This window comes from Variovorax sp. GW822-FHT04A09 (genome assembly GCF_058801005.1).
Genome location: NZ_JBXAMV010000007.1, coordinates 243,528 through 263,468 on the forward strand (window position 1 = coordinate 243,528; position 19,941 = coordinate 263,468).

The 19,941-nt window shown below is 68.4% G+C and carries 18 protein-coding genes; 17 read left to right on the plus strand and 1 reads right to left on the minus strand.

The genetic code is table 11. From position 1 onward, the window contains the following. The first annotated feature begins 45 nt into the window (after positions 1-45). The 7 genes from AC1RLW_RS28475 (at position 46) to AC1RLW_RS28505 (ending at position 6,566) form a co-directional block, all read left to right on the plus strand. A complete protein-coding gene (locus AC1RLW_RS28475; RefSeq protein WP_493195927.1) occupies positions 46-867 on the plus strand; it encodes an alpha/beta fold hydrolase in 822 nt (273 codons plus the stop codon). A 76-nt stretch (positions 868-943) separates the two neighbouring features. Beyond that, the gene (dapF, locus tag AC1RLW_RS28480) at positions 944-1,828 is read left to right on the plus strand and encodes a diaminopimelate epimerase (protein WP_489059356.1); all 885 of its coding nucleotides are present in this window, start codon (positions 944-946) and stop codon (positions 1,826-1,828) included. Next, positions 1,825-2,520 carry a DUF484 family protein gene (locus AC1RLW_RS28485; protein ID WP_095948166.1) on the plus strand — a complete coding sequence of 232 codons (696 nt, stop codon included), beginning with the start codon at positions 1,825-1,827 and terminating at the stop codon, positions 2,518-2,520. Before dapF ends, AC1RLW_RS28485 begins: the two co-directional genes overlap by 4 nt. After that, positions 2,517-3,173: a YdcF family protein gene (locus AC1RLW_RS28490; RefSeq protein ID WP_493195928.1), complete on the plus strand. Its 657-nt coding sequence runs from the start codon at positions 2,517-2,519 to the stop codon at positions 3,171-3,173. The genes AC1RLW_RS28485 and AC1RLW_RS28490 overlap by 4 nt, the downstream gene beginning before the upstream one ends. Positions 3,174-3,213: 40 nt before the next feature. Continuing rightward, positions 3,214-4,134 (plus strand): tyrosine recombinase XerC, encoded by a 921-nt coding sequence (locus AC1RLW_RS28495; RefSeq protein WP_493195929.1) that lies wholly within the window; start codon positions 3,214-3,216, stop codon positions 4,132-4,134. 63 nt (positions 4,135-4,197) lie between these two features. Beyond that, positions 4,198-5,412 (plus strand): class I SAM-dependent rRNA methyltransferase, encoded by a 1,215-nt coding sequence (locus AC1RLW_RS28500; RefSeq protein ID WP_493195930.1) that lies wholly within the window; start codon positions 4,198-4,200, stop codon positions 5,410-5,412. Positions 5,413-5,513: 101 nt separating this feature from the next. Continuing rightward, positions 5,514-6,566, plus strand: a complete 1,053-nt coding sequence (locus AC1RLW_RS28505) for a CobW family GTP-binding protein (protein WP_062474247.1) — start codon at positions 5,514-5,516, stop codon at positions 6,564-6,566. Positions 6,567-6,644: 78 nt separating this feature from the next. On the opposite strand, the gene AC1RLW_RS28510 is transcribed toward AC1RLW_RS28505, so the two are convergent. Beyond that, positions 6,645-8,183, minus strand: coding sequence for a YdgA family protein (locus AC1RLW_RS28510; RefSeq protein ID WP_493195931.1), 1,539 nt, complete (start codon positions 8,181-8,183; stop codon positions 6,645-6,647). A gap of 379 nt (positions 8,184-8,562) precedes the next feature. Between AC1RLW_RS28510 and dksA the strand changes: the two genes are divergently transcribed. The 10 genes from dksA to AC1RLW_RS28560 all read left to right on the plus strand — a co-directional run bounded on the left by dksA (position 8,563) and on the right by AC1RLW_RS28560 (position 19,927). After that, entirely contained in the window at positions 8,563-9,516 is a 954-nt protein-coding gene (dksA, locus tag AC1RLW_RS28515) for an RNA polymerase-binding protein DksA (protein ID WP_253252425.1), read from the plus strand. Positions 9,517-9,564: 48 nt separating this feature from the next. Then, entirely contained in the window at positions 9,565-11,214 is a 1,650-nt protein-coding gene (locus AC1RLW_RS28520) for an STAS domain-containing protein (protein WP_307695608.1), read from the plus strand. A 104-nt stretch (positions 11,215-11,318) separates the two neighbouring features. Beyond that, a complete protein-coding gene (gene hslV, locus AC1RLW_RS28525) occupies positions 11,319-11,864 on the plus strand; it encodes an ATP-dependent protease subunit HslV (RefSeq protein WP_056508874.1) in 546 nt (181 codons plus the stop codon). Positions 11,865-11,866: 2 nt separating this feature from the next. Beyond that, positions 11,867-13,195, plus strand: a complete 1,329-nt coding sequence (gene hslU / locus AC1RLW_RS28530) for an ATP-dependent protease ATPase subunit HslU (RefSeq protein WP_139702997.1) — start codon at positions 11,867-11,869, stop codon at positions 13,193-13,195. A 273-nt stretch (positions 13,196-13,468) separates the two neighbouring features. Further along, positions 13,469-13,897: a division/cell wall cluster transcriptional repressor MraZ gene (mraZ, locus tag AC1RLW_RS28535; protein ID WP_056576192.1), complete on the plus strand. Its 429-nt coding sequence runs from the start codon at positions 13,469-13,471 to the stop codon at positions 13,895-13,897. Positions 13,898-13,905: 8 nt separating this feature from the next. Continuing rightward, complete coding sequence (rsmH, locus tag AC1RLW_RS28540; RefSeq protein ID WP_062474238.1) at positions 13,906-14,829, plus strand: 16S rRNA (cytosine(1402)-N(4))-methyltransferase RsmH; 924 nt, start codon at positions 13,906-13,908, stop codon at positions 14,827-14,829. Positions 14,830-14,831: 2 nt separating this feature from the next. Continuing rightward, entirely contained in the window at positions 14,832-15,173 is a 342-nt protein-coding gene (gene ftsL / locus AC1RLW_RS28545) for a cell division protein FtsL (protein ID WP_062474236.1), read from the plus strand. Continuing rightward, positions 15,170-16,924 (plus strand): peptidoglycan D,D-transpeptidase FtsI family protein, encoded by a 1,755-nt coding sequence (locus tag AC1RLW_RS28550; protein WP_062474234.1) that lies wholly within the window; start codon positions 15,170-15,172, stop codon positions 16,922-16,924. The genes ftsL and AC1RLW_RS28550 overlap by 4 nt, the downstream gene beginning before the upstream one ends. A 1-nt stretch (position 16,925) precedes the next feature. After that, positions 16,926-18,482, plus strand: a complete 1,557-nt coding sequence (locus AC1RLW_RS28555; RefSeq protein WP_493195932.1) for a UDP-N-acetylmuramoyl-L-alanyl-D-glutamate--2,6-diaminopimelate ligase — start codon at positions 16,926-16,928, stop codon at positions 18,480-18,482. A 5-nt stretch (positions 18,483-18,487) separates the two neighbouring features. Further along, a complete protein-coding gene (locus AC1RLW_RS28560; protein WP_493195971.1) occupies positions 18,488-19,927 on the plus strand; it encodes a UDP-N-acetylmuramoyl-tripeptide--D-alanyl-D-alanine ligase in 1,440 nt (479 codons plus the stop codon). Positions 19,928-19,941 lie beyond the last annotated feature (14 nt).

Consider the following 19,941-nt stretch of genomic DNA (forward strand, 5'->3'; position numbering starts at 1 on the left):
CTTTCTCTTTCCCTTTCACCCTCTCGCCAACCTCAAGGAAAAACCATGACCACACTGACCCTTCGCGACGGCACCGAGCTCTACTACAAGGACTGGGGCAGCGGCCAGCCCATTCTTTTCAGCCACGGCTGGCCGCTGAGCGCCGACATGTGGGACGCCCAGATGCTGTTCTTCGCCGAGCGCGGCTACCGCGTCATCGCGTTCGACCGCCGCGGTTTCGGCCGCTCGAGCCAGCCCTGGACCGGCTACGACTACGACACCTTCGCCGACGACATCGCCGAACTCATCGAGACGCTCGACCTGAAGGACGTGATCCTGGCGGGCTTCTCGATGGGCGGCGGCGACGTCACGCGCTACATCGCGCGCAAGGGCAGCGCGCGTGTGGCCAAGCTCGCGCTCATCAGCGCGGTGACGCCGCTGTTCATGAAGACGCCCGACCATCCCGTGGGCCCCGAGGCGTCGCTGTTCGCGGGCATCCGCGCCGGGCTGGCCGCCGACCGGCCGCAGTTCATCGACGACTTCAGCACGCTGTTCTACGGCACCAACCGCCCGGGCGCGAAGGTGTCGCAGGGCGTGTTCAAGCAGACGCTGCAGATCGCGCTGCAGGCCTCGATCAAGGCCACCATCGACTGCGTGACGGCGTTCTCCGAGACCGACTTCCGCCCCGACATGGCGAAGATCGACGTGCCCACGCTGGTGATCCACGGCGACGACGACCAGGTCGTGCCCTTCGAGGCCACGGGCAAGCTGGCGGCCGAAATGATCCAGGGTAGCCAGCTCAAGCTGTACGCCGGCGCGCCGCACGCCACCTGCACCACGCACGCGGCGCAGGTCAACGCCGACCTGCTGGCGTTCATCCAGGGCTGAGGCCGGGTGTGTCGAAAGGGCTGCGCCCGGCGGCCCTTCCGGCGCGAAGGGCGGCGCCGGTGGCGATAATCCGGCGATGCGAATCCGCTTTACCAAGATGCAGGGAGCCGGCAACGATTTCGTCGTGCTGGACGAAACGCGCGGCACGCTGGGCCTCACGGCCGCGCAGTACCGCTTCCTGGCCGACCGCCATTTCGGCGTCGGCGCCGACCAGATCCTCACGGTGCGCCCGTCGCCCGCCGCAGGCATCGACTTCCAGTACGTGATCCACAACGCCGACGGCGGCGAGGTGGAGCAGTGCGGCAACGGGGCGCGCTGTTTCATGCGCTTCGTGAGCGAGCACGGCCTGACCGAGAAGAAAGACGTGCGCGTGCAGACGCTGGCCGGCGTGATCGAGCCGCGCATGGGCGACGACGGCCGCGTGACGGTCGACATGGGCGCCCCGGTCTTCGAACCAGCGCGCGTGCCCTTCGACACGGCCGGGCTCGATCCGCAGCACGAAGGCGCGTGGCAGACCTGGCACCTGGCGCTGGGCACCCGGGCCGGCAGCGCTATCGTTTCGGTAGCGGTGCTGTCCATGGGCAACCCGCACGCGGTGCAGGTGGTCGACAACGTCGACACCGCGCCGGTGGCCGAGCAGGGCCCGCAGATCGAGCACCACCCGCGTTTTCCGCAGCGTGTGAACGCCGGTTTCATGCAGGTGGTCGACCGCACCCACATCAAGCTGCGCGTGTTCGAGCGCGGCGCCGGCGAAACGCTGGCCTGCGGCACGGGCGCCTGCGCGGCCGTGGTGGCGGGCATCCGCCTCGGGCTGCTGGACACCCGCGTCGACGTGCAGACGCACGGCGGCATTCTCACGATCGAGTGGCAGGGCGACGGCCGGCCGGTGCTCATGACAGGACCGGCCACGACGGTGTTCGAGGGCGAGATCGACGTGCCCGACATTTCGGAACAGCCATGACCCCATTCACCCACGACAACAACGCCATGAACCCGATCACCGAAGACGACATCGCGAACTACCTGTCGAACACCCCCGACTTCTTCGAACGCCACGCCCAGCTGCTGGCGCAGGTGCAGCTCACCAGCCCGCACGGCAACCGCGCCGTGAGCCTGCAGGAGCGCCAGGCCGAAATGCTGCGCGAGAAGATCAAGGCGCTGGAGCACCGCCTGATGGACATGGTGCGCCACGGCACCGAAAACGTCGTCATCGCCGACCGCCTGCAGCGCTGGACCAAGGGCCTCTTGACCACGCGTGACCCGCGCAGCCTGCCGTACCGCATCGCGGTCGACCTGCAGTCGCTGTTCCTGGTGCCGCAAACGGCCATCAAGGTGTGGGACTGCGGCACCGAGTACCTGAACGAAGCCTATGCCCAGTGGGTGAGTGACGACGTGAAGGCGCTGGCCACCTCGCTCACCTCGCCGTACTGCGGGCTCAACGCGGGCTTCGAGGCGGCCAACTGGCTGCCCGAGCCGCAGGGCGCCGCGTCGATCGCGCTGATTCCGCTGCGCCCCGACGCCGAGTCGCCGGCCTTCGGCCTGCTGGTGTTGGCCTCGCCGGACGCGCAGCGCTTCAACGCCGAAATGGGCACGGACTTTCTCGAGCGCATCGCCGAGCTGTCGTCGGGCGCGCTGTCGCGGCTGCGCCCTTGAGCCGTTCGAGCAGCCGCCCCGCGCAACGCGGGTGGCGCCGCCGGCCCTGGCTGACCGGCCTGTGCGTGGTCCTGCTGGCCGGTGCGCTCACCTATGCCGCCATCGCGGGCGTGATCTGGCAGCGTGCCGAGGCCGCCCTGGCCGGCCCGATGCCGCGCGCGGCCGACGTCGCGCTGGTGCTGGGCAACCGTGCCTACCTCGACGGCAAGCCGAACCCCTGCCTCACGGGCCGGGTCGACCAGGGCATCGTGCTGGCGCGCGCGGGTCGCGCGCAGACGCTGGTGTTCTCGGGCGGCGTCGACGTGGAAGACGGCCGCATCGAGGCCGAGGTGATGCGCGACCACGCCACGGCCGAGGGCTACACGGGGCCGATGGTGCTGGAGTCGGTGTCGTCGTCCACGCGCGCCAACCTGTCGCTGTCGCGCACGGTGCTCGAAGCCAACGGCGTGCGCAGCGTGATCATCGTGTCGGAGCCGTACCACCTGTGGCGCATCGAACGCCTGGTGCGTGCCAGCGGCTTCGACCAGGCCTTCGACGTGCAGTACGCCGCCGCGCCCACCTCGTGCTGGCGCCGCTGGGGCATGCTGTTCAAGGGCGCATTGCGCGAGCCCGCCGCCATCGTGAACAATGCATCGCTCGGTTATCTGTTCTAGCTAGCGCGGCCCCGCGCGGCGCACGGAGCACGACGACACCATGGAATGGATCGACAAATACCTCGAACACGTGCGCGTGGAGCGTCGGCTCGCGCCGCGCACGGTCGAGCTGTATGCCTTCCACCTGCGCGCGCTGACCGACCACGCCGCCGAGGCCGGCCTGCCGCTGGACCGCGTGCAGACGGCGCACATCCGCCGCTGGATGGCGCAGCTGCACAGCGCCGGGCGCGAGCCGCGCGGCATTGCGCTGGTGCTGTCGTGCTGGCGCAGTTTCTACCGCTGGCTCGGCCATGAAGGGCTGATCGGCTTCAACCCGGTGCAGGACGTGCACGCGCCCAAGGCGGGCCGGCCGCTGCCGAAGGCGCTGGGCGTGGACGACGCGGTGCGCCTGGCCGAGCTGTACGACCCCGAGGCCGACCCCTGGACCGAAGCGCGCGACGGCGCCATCGTCGAAATGCTCTACGGCTGCGGCCTGCGCGTGAGCGAGCTCACGGGGCTCGATGCGCAGGCCAGCGCCACGGCGCTCGGCTGGGTCGACCTCGATGCGATGGAAGCCCATGTGCTCGGCAAGGGCAGCAAGCGGCGCAGCGTGCCGGTGGGCAGCAAGGCGGCCGAGGCGCTGCGCGACTGGCTCGCGGTGCGCGGCGAGCGCCAGGAGCCGGCGCTGTTCGTCAGCGCGCGCGGCGCGCGCATGTCGTCGCAGGCGGTGTGGAAGCTGCTGCGCGAGCGCAGCCTGAAGGCCGGCCTGGCCGCGCCGGTGCATCCGCACATGCTGCGCCACTCGTTCGCGAGCCACGTGCTGCAGTCGAGCAGCGACCTGCGCGCGGTGCAGGAGCTGCTGGGCCATGCCAACATCGCGACCACGCAGGTCTACACGCGGCTGGACTTCCAGCACCTGGCCAAGGTCTACGACGCGGCGCATCCGCGCGCCAAGGCCCGGCCGGACAAGGACGGCAAGTAGCCGCCACACCCGTCGCCTGCATCGTTTTCTTTCGTCTTTCATTTCTTCTTTCATTCATCTCCCATGAAAACCCTCCGCCTCAAGCCGGGCAAGGAGCGCTCGCTCCAACGCCGCCATCCCTGGGTCTTCGAATCCGCCATTGCGCGCGGCGGCGCGGACTCGGGGGAAACGGTGCGCGTGGAGTCGCACGACGGCCACTTCCTCGCGTGGGCGGCCTTCGGCCCCACCTCCAAGATCCGGGCGCGGGCCTGGAGCTTTGACGAGAAGCAGCGCATCGACGCTGCTTTTTTTTCAACGGTCTGTGCGCGCGCGGTGCATGCGCGCGGCCTGTTCGACCTGCAGAGCGACGGCGTGCGGCTGGTGCACGGCGAAGCCGACGGCCTGCCGGGGCTGATCGTCGACCGCTATGGCGACACGTTGGTGGCGCAGTTCCTGTCGGCCGGCGTGGAGCGCTGGAAAGACGTGCTGGCCGATGCGCTGCTCAAGGCCACGGGGCTCACCAAGCTGTATGAGCGCTCCGATGCCAGCGGCCGCGAGCGCGAAGGCCTGAAGCCGGTCACGGGCTGGCTGCGCGGCGAGGGCCCCACCCAGATCATCATCCGCGAGCACGGCTGGCAGCTGTCGCTGGACATCGCGACCGGCCACAAGACCGGCTTCTATCTCGACCAGCGCGACAGCCGCCAACGCTTTGCCGAGCTGGCGCAGCACCGGCGTTTTCGCCGCGTGCTCAACTGCTTCTGCTACACAGGCGGCTTCACCGTGGCGGCGCTCGCGGGCCTGAAGGCCGCCGGGGCGCTCGAGGGTGCCTCGCTGGTGTCGGTCGATTCGTCGCAGCCCGCGCTCGAGCGGGCGCGCGCGCACCTGGCGCTCAACGGCTTCGAAGGGCAGGGCATTGCCACGGAGTTTCTCGACGCCAACGTGAACACGGTGCTGCGCGAGTTCATCGACCAGGGCCGCACCTTCGACGCCATCGTGCTCGACCCGCCCAAGTTCGCGCCCACGGTGGCGCACGCCGAGCGCGCCGCGCGCGCCTATAAAGACATTAACCGCCTCGCGCTCAAGCTGCTGGAGCCGGGCGGCGTGCTGCTCACGTTTTCCTGCTCGGGCGGCATCAGCGCCGACCTGTTCCACAAGATCGTGGCCTCGGCCGGGCTGGACGCCGGCGTGGACGGCTACATCGCCGAACGCCTGGGCGCCGCGCCCGACCACCCGATGACCATCGAGTTTCCGGAAGGGGAGTACCTGAAGGGGCTGGTGGTGGTGAGAAAGCCCCTGTGAACGGGGGCTTGACCCCGTCGGCAACGCAACTCAGTGGCATTGGCTAAACTGCCCGCCAATCCCCCGCCTTTTTCTGTTTTCCGTTTCCGGAGCACTTTTCCATGGCCCTCATTCCCGCGACCATCCTGACCGGCTTTCTCGGCTCGGGCAAAACCACGCTGCTCAAGCGCATCCTGACCGAGGCCCATGGCCAGAAGATCGCGGTCATCGAGAACGAGTTCGGTGAAGAGAACATCGACAGCGACATCCTTGTGACCGAGTCGAAGGAGCAGATCGTGCAGATGAGCAACGGCTGCGTCTGCTGCACCATCCGCGAAGACCTGCGCGAAGCGCTGCAGCTGCTGGCCGCCAAGAAGCGCCAGGGCCTGCTCGATTTCGACCGTGTGGTGATCGAGACCACCGGCCTGGCCGACCCCGGCCCCGTGGCGCAGACCTTCTTCATGGACGACGAGATCGCCGAGAGCTACCTGCTCGACTCGATCCTCACGCTGGTCGATGCCAAGCACGCGCCGCAGCAACTGAACGACCGCCAGGAAGCGCGCCGCCAGGTGGGCTTTGCCGACCAGATCTTCATCAGCAAGAGCGAGCTGGTGTCGGCCGAAGAGACCGATGCGCTCATCCACCGCCTGAAGCACATGAACCCGCGCGCGCCGCAGCAGAAGGCGCACTTCGGCGACGTGCCGCTGAAGGACATCTTCGACCTGCGCGGCTTCAACCTGAATGCCAAGCTGGACATCGACCCCGACTTCCTGAAGGAAGACGACCACGACCATCACGACCATGACCACGCGCATGGCGAGGCGTGCGACCACCCCTCGCACAAGCACGAGGGCCACGGCCACCATCACCACACGGACGACGACGTGAAGAGCTTCGTCTACAAGGCCGACCGCGCCTTCGACCCGGCCAAGCTCGAAGACTTCCTGGGCGCCATCGTGAACATCTACGGCCCGCGCATGCTGCGCTACAAGGGCGTGCTGAACATGAAGGGCACCGAGCGCAAGGTGATCTTCCAGGGCGTGCACCAGCTCATGGGCAGCGACCTGGGCCCGGAGTGGGGCAAGGACGAGGCGCGCCAGAGCCGCATGGTGTTCATCGGCATCGAGCTGCCGCGCGAGATCCTGGAGCAGGGTCTGGAGCAGTGCCTGGTCTGAGCACGTTCGCCTGAGTTGACGAAATAAAAACGGCGCTGGCCTTGCGGTCAGCGCCGTTTTTCATGGGGCGGGCCGTGCTTACTTGCCGAAATTCCCCATCGGCTTGCCCAGGAGCTTGAGCTGGCCTTCGCTGAACTCGACCTGGCTGACCAGGTCGTCGCCCGTGCGCTTCACGTAGCCGTTGGCTTCGCCCTGTTCGATCAGGCCCGCGAGCATTTCAGGCGGCGGCGTGCGGCCGCTCTCGGCGCCGGTTTCGGCCAGCTTCTCGATCCACTTCACGGGCAGGCGCGCGTTGGCCTTGAGCACGCCGCGCTTGAGCACCAGCGCGTTGCCGGGCAGCTGCAGGTCTTCGTCGGTCACGCCGGCGAGGGCCACCGAGTAGCTGAGCTCGGCGCTGTGGCCGCCGATCTCGACCAGCAGGCGGTCCAGGCCGGCTTCGGGGCTGTGCTTGGCCATGGCCTTGAGGTCGGGCGCGAGCTGTTCGATGAGCGCCTGCATCGCGTCCTTCTGGGCCTTGCTGCGCTGGCCGCAGCCGGCACCGGCGGTCGACTGCAGCCAGGCGTCGGCCAGCTTCTTGTAGCCGGCCGCCTGGATGCGGCGCGCGCTGCTGGCGATCTCGAACTTGTCGATGGCGGTCTCGTTGACCTTGCCCTTGCCCTTGAAGGCGCCTTCGGAGGCGTACAGGCCGTCCTTGATGGTGGCTTCGCCGGTCAGGTCGATGCTTTGCAGCAGCACCTTGATCGCCTTGGCGGGGGCGGCCTCGGTGCCCGCGCCCAGGCCCAGTCCCTTGGGCGCGTTCAGCTCGAAGCTGTCGAGGCGGCCTTCGGACTTGCCGGTGGCCAGCATCCAGCCGGCGCTGCCGTCCATGTCGGCCTTGGCGGTGAACTTGCCCATCTTCAGCTGCACGCCCTTGGAGGCGGTGCTGACGTCCAGGCCGGGCATCGTCATGTCGTAGCGCACGTGGGTGCGGGCCGCGTTCATGTCCAGGCGGGCCTGCGCGCCTTGCCAGGCGAACTCGCCCTTGCCTTCTTCGGCCAGCTTGGCGGGCGCGACGGTGAAGTCGCTGGTGAAGCCGCCGCCGAAGCCGACCTGGGTGCGCGCGGTCAGCGGCTTGGCCTTGCCGAACAGCTTCTCGGCCTCGGCCTGCGCCTTGGCGTCGAGCACCAGTTCGCTGTCGATGACGGCCGCGGCCAGCGTGGCGCCGGCGATCGGGCCGTGGCGGATGGTGTCGCGGATGGTGATGCGCACGGGCTTGGGCGGGGTGGCCGCGGCGTCGCTGTCGTCTTCGGCGGGTTCTTCTTCGTCGCCTTCGGTCGCGGCCTCGGCGACATCGGTCGTGGCGGCAGCCGGTGCGGCGGCGGGTGCCGACGCGGCAGGGGCGGTGGCGGCTTCGGCTTCGGCCGGGCAACCCAGTTCGAGCGTCACGGTGCTCACGGCGCCGAAGAAGTTGCGTTCGTAGCTGCGCTCGATCACGCGCACCAGCGCGGTCTGCTTGGGCAGTTCGCCCAGGGCGACGTCATAGCTCGATTTGATTTGCGTGCCGGCCCACCAGGTGCTGCCGCCGTAGGCGACGGCGATGGCCGCGGCCAGGACTCCCAATACTGCTTTTTTGCTCAAGATTATTTTCCGATCGGTTGTTTGAAGGGCCGCCGCGGTGTCTCCCCGACCCGCGGCGTGCCTGCGCCACCCCCTGTGGTGGCGCCGGGCGATGCTAACGGAGCAGGGCAGTGCGTCACCCGATGGCCTTGCGTTTCGAGTTCTCTATACAATCGCGCGCCTGTTCCGGGAGCCATGCTTCGTCCACAGGGGCGAGATATGACTTACGGCACGGGGCGCCAAGGGTTTTTGGCGGGCTTTCGGGGGTATAACCCCGGGGTTCACCACTTGAGGACGCCCCCGACAACGTGAGCCGACGCGGCCTGACACCCGCAACGGTTCCCTTGGGAGGAGACACCCAGTGAAAGCGCGTTCCAGTTCGTACAAGGAGCCAGTCACCGTGAAGAAACCCGCCGCCAAGGCCACGCCAGCCACCAAGCCCGCCGCAAAGAAGGCGACGGCTGTGAAGGCTGTACCCGCGACGAAGAAGGTTTCTGCCACCGCTGCTGCTGCCTCTGCCGCGAAAGAGAAAAGCGCTGCCAAGAAGCCTGCGGCAACCCCGGCCAAGACCGGGACCGCGGCTGCCAAGAAGTCCGCCAAGCCCGCAACCAAGTCCGCGGGCGCGGCGCCTACGTCATCCCAACCGGTCGGCCGTCCTGCGGCCGTCCTTTCTGCTCCCCCGACCCCCATGAAAAAAACGGCTGCCGCCTCTTCTTCCGCCCCGGCGACACCCTCGATCCCCGCTACGCCCGCTCCCGCTGCGCGTGGTGGCCGCGTGTCCCGGCTGTCGCAACTGACCGTGCCCTCGATGCCGCAATCCGTGGCCTCGACCGCCGCCAAATCCAGCTTCTCGCAGGCACCTTCCACCGCGCTGGTGCCGCCGCCGCCCCTGGCCGTCAAGAAAGACCCGAAGCTGGCCAACAACTGGAAGACCAAGACGCCCGCCGAGCTGAGCGACGCCGAGGTCATCGCGATGCCCGACGACGAGTACATGAACGACAAGCAGATGGCGTTCTTCCGCCTGAAGCTCGAAGAACTCAAGCGCGGCATCCTCGAGAACGCCGGTGAGACCACCGAGCACCTGCGCGAAGACACCGTGGTCGTGCCCGACCCGGCCGACCGCGCCACCATCGAGGAAGAGCACGCGCTCGAACTGCGCACGCGCGACCGCGAACGCAAGCTGCTCAAGAAGATCGAGCAGTCGATCCAGCGCATCGACGCCGGCGACTACGGCTACTGCGACGAGACCGGCGAGCCCATCGGCGTCGGCCGCCTGCTGGCCCGCCCGACCGCCACGCTCTCGCTCGAAGCGCAGCAGCGCCGCGAGCTGAAGCAGAAAATGTTCGGGGATTGAACGGCTGCACGGTAGAACGGAACCCGCGCTTTCGATAACCTTCTCTGAATGCCAAAGGAAGAGTCAGGCCGCCTTTTCTCGAAGGTGGCCAAGTTCGTTCGAAATCCCCTGAAAGACTGGTCGGAGCTGGACACGCCATCCTCCGACTCGTCGCTGCCCGAGCAGACCTACAGCCGCGAGATGCTGAAGGAAATGATCGAGCGGCGCCAGCGCAACGACTTCGTGCGCCGCCGCGAGTTCGACATGCTGCGCAAGCTGCGCCAGCGCGAGGCGGCGGCCCATGCCTTCGAGGCGACGGTCACGCCGTCGTCGTTCAACCTCAACAGCACCTCCGAAAAATCCGAAGGCCGCGCACTCACGCTCAAGAAGATCGACGAGATCGAAGAGCAGATGTCGCAGCAGTGGTGGAAGGGCCGCGGGCCGAACGGCGAGACGCTGGTCAATCCACCGCCCGACGCGGGCGCTGAAACGCTGCCGCCGGTCGACAGCGGCGGCGATCAGTTGCCGGCTGAGCCGGCTGCTTCTGCGTCCGTGGCCGCAGCGCCAGAGGTTGCTGCCACCGCAGCTGTCCCCGCGCCTCAGCCGTCCCGGCTCGCGCATGACGGCGCGCTCGAAGAAGCGGTGATCCGCTTCGCGCACGGCGACGACACCGGCGCCGAAGCCATCCTGCTGCAGGCGCTGGCCGCCGAAAGTGCGTTCGCCGCCGACGACGCGACCGCAGCCGTCACGCTGGAGCGCGACGACGCCCGCTGGCGCGCGCTGTTCGACCTGTACCGCGCCACCGGCGACGCCGCCAAGTTCGCGGCCGCCCGCATGCGCTATGCGCAGCGCATGAAGCGCATGGGTCCTGACTGGGTTTCGCTCGACGAACTCGCGCGCAGCGTGAAGGCCGTCACCGCCAGCGAGGACGCCGAAGCGGCCTCTGACACGACGGGCGCCGCCGACTGGGCCAGCCCCGCACACCTGACGCGCGAAGGGCTCATGGCACTCACGCGCGCGCTCTCGCAGGCCGGCATGGTCTGGACGCTCGACTGGCGCGCGCTGACCGAGATCGATCCGCCGGCCGCCGCGCCGCTGCGCATCCTGTTCGCGCACTGGTCCGATTCGCCAGTGCAGCTGCGCTTCTTCGGCGCCTCACAGCTCATGGCCGTGCTGGCCGCGGCCACGCCCAACAACGAGCGCCATCCCGACGACGCCTGGTGGCAGCTGCGCCTGGCGGCGCTGCGCATGATGCACCTGCCCGACGACTTCGAGCTGGTGGCGCTCAACTACTGCATCACCTACGAGGTGTCGCCGCCGTCCTGGCAGGACCCGAAGGGTGAGTGCACCTCGCTGGCCGCGCCGCCGGCGAGCCGGCCGAGCTCGGTGTGGTCGCTGCTGTCGGTCGGGGGCGATTCCGAGAGCTTCCCGTCCACCGACAGCGGCTTTGCCGCGCTGGCGGGCGACCTGCGCGGCGATTCGCTGTCGTGCTGGCAGCGCCTGGACCACGACCTGCGCCACACAACGGCGCCGGTCATCTCATGCGCGGCCCTGCTGCGCATGGACCTGACGGCGGCCGGCACGCTGCTGAGTTGGGTCCGCGAGCGCGATGCGAACGGCGAACGGGTGCAGTTCGTCGATGCGCACCGGCTGATTGCCGCGCTGTTCGGACTGATCGGCATCACCGACCACGCCACGGTCGCCGTCCGCAAGAACTGACCCCGTCACAGGGGTTTCTCGGCCCCTGCGCGGCCGTGTTTTCCGCCAGCAGTTTGTCCGACCGCAAGGGTTGCATTGGCGGGGCCCATCCCCAGATGGCTGCGATGGAACAGTTTCACGGCACCACCATCGTGAGCGTGCGCCGCAAGACCCCCCAAGGCGATCAGGTCGCCATCGGCGGGGACGGGCAGGTCACTCTCGGCAACATCGTCATCAAGGGCACGGCGCGCAAGGTGCGGCGGCTCTATCACGGCAAGGTCCTGGCGGGTTTCGCCGGCGCCACGGCCGATGCCTTCACGCTCTTCGAGCGTTTCGAGGCCAAGCTCGAGAAGCACCAGGGCCATCTGACCCGCGCAGCGGTCGAGCTCACCAAGGACTGGCGCACCGACCGCGTGCTGCGCAAGCTCGAGGCCATGCTGGCCGTGGCCGACGCCACGACTTCGCTCATCATCACCGGCAATGGCGACGTGTTGGAGCCTGAAGACGGCGTGATCGCCATCGGTTCGGGCGGCGCCTACGCCCAGTCGGCGGCCAAGGCGCTGATCGACAACACCGAGCTCTCGGCCGAGCAGATCGTGCGCAAATCGCTGGCGATCGCCGGAGAAATCTGCATTTACACGAACATGAACCACACGGTGGAAGCGCTCTGACCATGTCCATGACCCCCCAGGAAATCGTCTCCGAGCTGGACAACCACATCGTCGGCCAGCCCGCCGCCAAGCGCGCCGTGGCCATCGCGCTGCGCAACCGCTGGCGCCGCCAGAAGGTCGACGAGAAGCTGCGCCACGAGATCACGCCCAAGAACATCCTCATGATCGGCCCGACGGGTGTCGGCAAGACCGAAATCGCCCGCCGCCTGGCCCGCCTGGCCGACGCGCCGTTCATCAAGGTCGAGGCCACCAAGTTCACCGAGGTGGGCTACGTGGGCAAGGACGTCGACTCGATCATTCGCGACCTCGCCGAGATCGCCGTCAAGCAGACGCGCGAATCTGAAAGCGTGAAGGTGCGTGCGCGCGCCGAAGACGCGGCCGAGGAGCGCATCCTCGACGCGTTGCTGCCTCCGGCGCGCGGCGCCGATGGCGCTGCGCCCGCACTCGACAGCCCCAACCCGACGCGCCAGGCCTTCCGCAAGAAGCTGCGCGAGCACCAGCTCGACGACAAGGAAATCGAGCTCGACCTCGCCGAAACGCGTGCGCCGCTGGAGATCATGGGCCCGGCCGGCATGGAGGAAATGACCGAGCAACTGCGCGGCATGTTCGGCCAGCTCGGCGGCGGCAAGCGCAAGACGCGCAAGCTCAAGATCGCCGAGGCGATGCGCCTCTTGATCGACGAGGAGGCCGCCAAGCTGGTCAACGAGGACGAGATCCGCACGCAGGCCATCGCCAACGCCGAGCAGAACGGCATCGTGTTCATCGACGAGATCGACAAGGTCGCCACGCGCAGCGAAGCGCAGGGCTCCGATGTCTCGCGCCAGGGCGTGCAGCGCGACCTGCTGCCGCTGGTGGAGGGCACGGCCGTGTCCACCAAGTACGGCGTGGTGCGTACCGACCACATGCTGTTCATCGCGAGCGGCGCCTTCCACCTGAGCAAGCCGAGCGACCTCATTCCCGAGTTGCAGGGGCGCTTTCCGATCCGCGTCGAGCTGCAGTCGCTCTCGGTGTCGGACTTCGAGAGCATCCTCACGCAGACCCGCGCGTCGCTCGTGAAGCAGTACCAGGCGCTGCTGGCCACCGAAGGCGTGACGCTCGACTTCGCGCCCGACGGCATCACGCGGCTGGCGGCCATCGCCTTCGAGGTGAACGAGCGCACCGAGAACATCGGCGCACGCCGTTTGTCGACCGTGATGGAGCGCCTGCTCGATGAGGTAAGCTTCGATGCCACCCGCATCGAGGGCCAGACGGTCCGCATCGATGCCGCTTATGTCGACGAGCGCCTCGCGGCACTAAGTCACGACGAAGACCTTTCGCGCTTCATCCTCTGAAGCCGCCTCCCTCGGCCCCTGTAACGGGGTCGTCCTTCACGCATCACTTTCACTGCGTGAGCTAAGTACTTCATTTTCAACACAATTCGCCGATTTCCAGGTTTGGAAATCGGCGCTAAGTCGTTGATTCCATTACAAAAAATACCCCCGAGCCCCAGTTGCGTCGCAAGTGTTTCCTGCTACAGTGGAAAAAAGTGCAGTTAAGTGGGAAAAAGTGCGGGCAACGCCCCTTCCGGGTGTCGCGGCACCTCCCACCACAGGGGTTTCGTGGTCGTGTTTCAAGGCGCTTCATCGCTCAGTCTGGATGCCAAGGGGCGGCTCTCCGTGCCGACCCGGCATCGCGACGTCCTGAGCGCCACGGCAGGCGGCCAGCTCACGATCACCAAGCATCCGCACGGATGCCTGATGGTGTTCCCCCGTCCCGAATGGGAAAAATTCCGCGAACGCATTGCTGCGCTGCCGATGTCGGCGCAGTGGTGGAAGCGCGTCTTCCTCGGTAACGCGATGGACGTCGAGATGGACGGCACCGGCCGCGTGCTGGTGTCGCCCGAGCTGCGCGCCGCCACCGGCATCAACCGCGAGACGCTGCTGCTGGGCATGGGCAACCACTTCGAACTCTGGGACAAGGCGACCTACGAGGCCAAGGAGGCCGAGGCCACCCAGGGCGAGATGCCGGATGTGTTTCAGGACTTCGCGTTCTGAGGAGCCCCGTGAACACCCCCCTGACCCACACGACCGTCTTGTTGAACGAGGCGGTGGAAGCCCTTCTTTCCGGCAGCGCGGCAGCCACGGGCACGTACGTGGACGCCACCTTCGGCCGCGGAGGACATGCGCGCGCCATCCTCGCGCGGCTGGCGCCGGAAGGCAGGCTCATCGCATTCGACAAGGATGCAGAAGCGGTGGCCGAAGCAGCGCGCATCTCGGATGCGCGTTTTTCTATCCGCCACCAGGGATTCCGCTCGCTGGGGGAATTGCCCGACGCCAGCGTCAACGGCCTGTTGATGGACCTGGGCGTGAGTTCGCCGCAGATCGACAACCCGGTGCGCGGTTTCAGTTTCCGTTTCGACGGTCCGCTCGACATGCGCATGGACACCACGCGCGGCGAGAGCGTGGCCGAATGGCTGGCAACGGCCGAACTTCAACAAATTGCAGAGGTGATCCGTGACTATGGCGAAGAACGGTTTGCTGTTCAGATTGCAAAGGCGATTGTTGCTCGCAGACAAGAACGGGGCGCAATTTCAACCACCACCGAACTGGCCGAGCTCGTGGCTGGCACGGTCAAAACCCGCGAGCAGGGCCAGAACCCTGCAACGCGCACATTTCAGGCTTTTCGGATTTTCATCAACGCCGAGCTTGAGGAGCTGCAACAAGCGCTAGAAGCCAGCCTGTCGGTGCTCGCGCCCGGCGGCCGGCTCGCGGTGATCAGCTTCCATTCGCTCGAAGACCGCATCGTCAAGCAGTTCATCGCCAAGCACTCGAAGGAGGTCTACGACCGCCGCGCGCCCTTCGCCGCGCCCAAGGTGATGAAGCTGCACGCGCTGGAGCGCATCAAACCGTCCGAAGAAGAGGTGCGCGGCAACCCGCGCTCGCGCAGCGCCATCCTCCGGGTGGCCGAACGCACGGAGGCCGGGTAGCCATGGCGCGCATCAACCTGCTTCTTCTGCTGGCCGTCATTGCGACGGCTTTGTACCTTGTGCACACCCAGTACCAGTCGCGCCAGCTCTACACGGAGTTCGACCGCGCCCTGCAGGAGACGCGCAAGCTCGAAACCGAGCATGACCGCCTGCAGGTCGAGAAGCGCGCCCAGGCCACGCCGCTGCGCGTGGAGAAGCTGGCCAAGGAACAGCTGCAGATGCGCACGGCCTCGCCGGCCATCACGCAGTACGTGCGCCCCGACGGCTCGGTGATCCCGGCCGTCGCGCCGCTGCCGCCGACCACGCCGCCCAAGCCCGGCACCACCGCGAGGCCCGCCCGATGAGCCGCGGCAACCGCAGCGTGCGCTACACCACCAGCCCCTTGCTCGCGAGCAAGACGCCGGTGTGGCGCAGCAAGTTCATCGTCGCCGGCATCGCCTTCGGCTTCGTCATGCTGGCGGGCCGGGCTGCGTACGTGCAGGTCTTCAACAACAGCTTCTTCCAGCGCCAGGGCGAGGTGCGCTTCGCGCGCACGCTGGAGCTGCCGGCCAACCGCGGGCGCATCCTCGACCGCAACGGGCTCATCCTGGCGTCCAGCGTGGTGGCGCCCAGCATCTGGGCCATTCCCGAAGACGTGGAGCGCGACGACCCCGAGGTGCGCGCCAAGCTCAAGCAGGTGGCCAAGCTGCTGGGCATGCCGCAGAAGGACTTCGACAAGAAGCTCGAAGACGAAGACAAGACCTTCGTCTGGATCAAGCGCCAGGTCGACGAGCCCATCGCCAAGCAGATCGCCGCACTCAACCTCAAGGGCATCTACCAGCGCAAGGAATACAAGCGCCAGTACCCCGAGGGCGAGGCGGCCGCGCACGTGGTGGGCTTCACCAACGTGGAAGACAACGGCCAGGAAGGCATCGAGCTGGCGTTCAACAAGGAACTGGCCGGCAAGGCCGGCTCGCGCCGCGTCATCAAGGACCGGCTGGGCCGCGTGGTCGAGGGCGTGGGCGAGCAGGTGCCGCCGGTCGAGGGCCGCGACATCCAGCTCAGCGTCGACAGCAAGGTGCAGTTCTTCGCCTACCAGAAGCTGCGCGACGCCGTCACCGCGCGCCGTGCCAAGGCCGGCAGCGTGGTGGTGCTCGACAGCACCACTGGCGAGGTGCTGGCGCTGGCCAACTACCCGAGCTACGTGCCCGACAAGCGCCAGAACCTCACCGGCGAGCAGCTGCGCAACCGCGCGCTCACCGACACCTTCGAGCCCGGCTCGACCATGAAGCCCATCACCGTGGCGATGGCGCTGGAGGCCGGCCGCGTCAAGCCCTCGACCATCATCGACACCGCGCCCGGGCGCTACCAGCTGGGCGGCTTCACCATCAGCGACACCCACAACTACGGGGCGCTGACGGTGGAGGGCGTGATCCAGAAGTCGAGCAACGTGGGCGCGCTCAAGATCGCCCAGAAGATGACGCCCCACGAGATGTGGGACACCTACACCGCGCTGGGCTACGGCCAGAAGCCGCAGATCCAGTTCCCCGGCGCCGTGACGGGCCGGCTGCGTCCGTGGAAGACCTGGAAGCCGGTCGAGCAGGCCACCATGGCCTACGGCTACGGCCTGTCGGCCTCGCTGTTCCAGATGGCGCATTCGTACACCTCGTTCGCGCACGACGGCTCCATCATCCCGGTCACCATCCTGAAGAACACCGAGCCGCCGGTCGGCGTGCGGGTGTTCTCGCCCTCCAACGCGCTCGCGGTGCGCAAGATGCTGCAGATGGCCGCCGGCCCGGGCGGCACCGGTACGCGCGCGCAAACGGTGGGCTACTCGGTCGGCGGCAAGTCGGGCACGGCCCACAAGCAGGTCGGCAAGGGCTACGCCAGCAACAAGTACCGTGCCTGGTTCACCGGCATGGCGCCCATCGAGAAGCCGCGCATCATCGTCGCGGTGATGATCGACGAGCCGACCGACGGCCAGTATTTCGGCGGCCTCGCCGCGGCGCCCGTGTTCAGCGAAGTCGTGCAGCAGACCCTGCGCATGATGAACGTACCGCCCGATCTGGCGGTCAAACCCCTCGTGCAGACGCAAGACGTCCCCGAGAGCTTCTGACATGCTGACACTCACTTCCCCCACCACCGCCGCGTTCTGGCTGAAAGAGCGCGTGCAGGGCGTACTGCAGGCCGACAGCCGCGCGGTCGTCCCGGGCGATGCCTTCATCGCCTGGCCCGGCGCCGCCACCGACGGCCGCCAGCACGTGGCGGCCGCGCTGGCGCAGGGCGCCGTGGCCTGCCTGGTCGAGCACGAGGGCGTGGACGCCTTCGGCTTCGACGGCGACGAGCGCATCGTGAGCTACCCCGGCCTGAAGGCCGCCACCGGCCCGATCGCCGCCGCCTTCTACGACAACCCCTCGGCCCAGCTCGACCTGCTGGCCGTGACCGGCACCAACGGCAAGACCTCCACCGCGTGGTGGCTGGCCGAATCGCTGTCCACGCTGCGCGCGGCCGGCGGCGTGCGCGCCATGCGCCCCGACGGCACCACCGAGCGCGGCGCCCCGTCGCCCTGCGCCGTGGTCGGCACGCTGGGCATCGGCGTGCCACCCGCGCTCACCTACACCGGCCTGACCACGCCCGACCCCGTGATGCTGCAGCGCGCGCTGCGCGACTTCGTCACCGAAGGCTTCGGCGCCTGCGCGATCGAGGCTTCGTCGATCGGCATCGCAGAGCGCCGGCTCGACGGTTGCCGCATCGCGGTCGCTGTGTTCACCAATTTCACGCAGGACCACCTCGACTACCACGGCAGCATGGACGCCTACTGGCAGGCCAAGGCCGAGCTGTTCCGCTGGCCCGGCCTGCGCGCCGCGGTGATCAACATCGACGACATGCACGGCGCCAGCCTGTGCGCCAACCTGCTGGACGCCGGCATCGGCGCGCTCGACGTCTGGACCGTCTCGGCCGGCGGCAAGCCCGCGCGGCTGGTGGCGCGCGACATCGGCTACGACGCGCAGGGCCTGCAGTTCACCGTGGCCGAGCACGGCAGCACGGCACCGGCCGAACGGCTCGCGACCGGGCTCATCGGCCAGTACAACGTCGCCAACCTGCTCGGCGTGCTCGGCACCCTGCGCGCGCTGGGCCTCACGCTCGCGCAGGCCGTGGCCGCCTGCGCCCACCTCAGCAGCGTGCCGGGCCGCATGGACCGCGTGCAACCCACCGACGGCGCGCCGCTGGCCGTGGTCGACTACGCCCACACGCCCGACGCGCTCGACAAGGCCCTCGCGGGCCTGCGCCCGTTGGCCAAGCAACGCGGCGGCGCGCTCTGGTGCGTGTTCGGCTGCGGCGGCAACCGCGACCCGATCAAGCGCCCGCTGATGGCGGCTGTCGCCGAACGGCAGGCCGACCATGTGGTGCTCACCAGCGACAACCCGCGCAACGAGAACCCCGACGCGATCATCAGCCAGGCGCTGCGCGGCTTCACGCGCGTCGAGGCGGCCCGCGTGCAGGTCGACCGCGCGCGCGCCATCGCCGAAACCATCGCCCAGGCGGCACCGCAAGACGTGGTGCTGATCGCCGGCAAGGGCCACGAAGAGTGGCAGGAGATCGCGGGCCAGCGCCTGCCGTTCTCCGACAAGACCCACGCGCTCGACGCGCTCGCGAAGCGGGGTGCCGCATGACCGCCATGGCCACGCCCGTCTCCACCCCGCTCAACCTCACGCTGGCGCAGGCGCAGCAATGGGTGCCGGGTTCGCGCCTCGTGGGCGACCCGGCCACCGTGATCGCGCGCGTCCACACCGACACCCGCACCCTGGCCGCCGGCGACCTGTTCGTCGCGCTCAAGGGCGAGCGTTTCGACGCCAACGACTTCCTGGCCGACGCGAAGAAGCAGGGCGCCGTGGCCGCCATTGCGCACGGCGGCCTCGAAGCCGCGGGGCTCGCCGGCCTCGAGGTGCCCGATTCGCTCCTCGCGCTCGGTGCGTTGGGCGCCGGCTGGCGCGCGCAGTTCAGCCTGCCGCTGATCGCCGTCACCGGCAGCAACGGCAAGACCACGGTCACGCAGATGATCGCGTCCGTGCTCGCCGCCTTCCGCGCCGACCGCGCGCTGGCCACGGCCGGCAACTTCAACAACGAGATCGGCGTGCCGCTCACGCTGATGCGCCTGCGCGCGCAGCACCAGCTGGCGGTGCTCGAGCTGGGCATGAACCATCCGGGCGAGATCGCGCGGCTGGCCGCCATGTCGCGCCCGACCATCGCGCTGGTCAACAACGCGCAGCGCGAGCACCAGGAGTTCATGGCCAGCGTCGAGGCGGTCGCCATCGAGAACGCCGCCGTGTTCGCCGAACTGCCCGACGACGGCACGGCCGTGTTCCCCTACGGCGACACCTTCACTTCGCTGTGGACCGACCTGGCACGCCAGAGCGGTTCGCGTCGCTGCCTGACCTTCGGCGAGCACGCCGACGCCGACATCTCGCTCGACAGCGCCGAATGGCAGCAGGGCGCCTGGCGCGTGCGCGTGCGCACGCCGCTGGGCGCCTTCGATGCGCGCCTGCACATCGCGGGCCGCCACAACGTGGGCAACGCGCTCGCCGCCACCGCCTGCGCGCTGGCCGCCGGCGTGTCGCTCGACACCATCGCCGCGGGCCTGTCGGCCTTCGAGCCGGTCAAGGGCCGTTCGCGCGCCAGCGAGGTCGTGCTGCCCGGCGGGCACGCGCTCACGCTGGTCGACGACAGCTACAACGCCAACCCCGATTCCGTGATTGCCGCCATCGACGTGCTCACCGGCCTGCCCGCGCCGCGCCTGCTGGTGCTCGGCGAAATGGGCGAGGTCGGCGACCGCTCGCCGGAATTCCACGCCGAGGTCGGCGCCTGGGCGCGCCAGCGCGGCCTCGACGCCGTCTACACGCTGGGCGGCGAGACCGTGCATGCGGCAACGGCTTTCAACAACAACGATGGTGTCGATGGACGCCATTTCGACGATTTCGACACGCTCCGCGCGGCCGTGCTCGCCCGCCTGCCGCAGCTGGGCAGCGTGCTGGTCAAGGGGTCGCGCTTCATGAAGATGGAGCGCGTGGTGCAGGCGATCGAAGCACAACAACAAAAGGAGGCCGGTCATGACGCATGAGCCGCGCAACACAC

Bases quoted from the DNA above. Each gene is read 5' to 3' on its own strand.
- AC1RLW_RS28475 (WP_493195927.1), top strand. From the start codon at position 46: ATGACCACACTGACCCTTCGCGACGGCACCGAGCTCTACTACAAGGAC.
- dapF (WP_489059356.1), top strand. From the start codon at position 944: ATGCGAATCCGCTTTACCAAGATGCAGGGAGCCGGCAACGATTTCGTC.
- AC1RLW_RS28485 (WP_095948166.1), top strand. From the start codon at position 1,825: ATGACCCCATTCACCCACGACAACAACGCCATGAACCCGATCACCGAA.
- AC1RLW_RS28495 (WP_493195929.1), top strand. From the start codon at position 3,214: ATGGAATGGATCGACAAATACCTCGAACACGTGCGCGTGGAGCGTCGG.
- AC1RLW_RS28500 (WP_493195930.1), top strand. From the start codon at position 4,198: ATGAAAACCCTCCGCCTCAAGCCGGGCAAGGAGCGCTCGCTCCAACGC.
- AC1RLW_RS28505 (WP_062474247.1), top strand. From the start codon at position 5,514: ATGGCCCTCATTCCCGCGACCATCCTGACCGGCTTTCTCGGCTCGGGC.
- AC1RLW_RS28520 (WP_307695608.1), top strand. From the start codon at position 9,565: ATGCCAAAGGAAGAGTCAGGCCGCCTTTTCTCGAAGGTGGCCAAGTTC.
- hslV (WP_056508874.1), top strand. From the start codon at position 11,319: ATGGAACAGTTTCACGGCACCACCATCGTGAGCGTGCGCCGCAAGACC.
- hslU (WP_139702997.1), top strand. From the start codon at position 11,867: ATGTCCATGACCCCCCAGGAAATCGTCTCCGAGCTGGACAACCACATC.
- ftsL (WP_062474236.1), top strand. From the start codon at position 14,832: ATGGCGCGCATCAACCTGCTTCTTCTGCTGGCCGTCATTGCGACGGCT.
- AC1RLW_RS28550 (WP_062474234.1), top strand. From the start codon at position 15,170: ATGAGCCGCGGCAACCGCAGCGTGCGCTACACCACCAGCCCCTTGCTC.
- AC1RLW_RS28555 (WP_493195932.1), top strand. From the start codon at position 16,926: ATGCTGACACTCACTTCCCCCACCACCGCCGCGTTCTGGCTGAAAGAG.
- AC1RLW_RS28560 (WP_493195971.1), top strand. From the start codon at position 18,488: ATGGCCACGCCCGTCTCCACCCCGCTCAACCTCACGCTGGCGCAGGCG.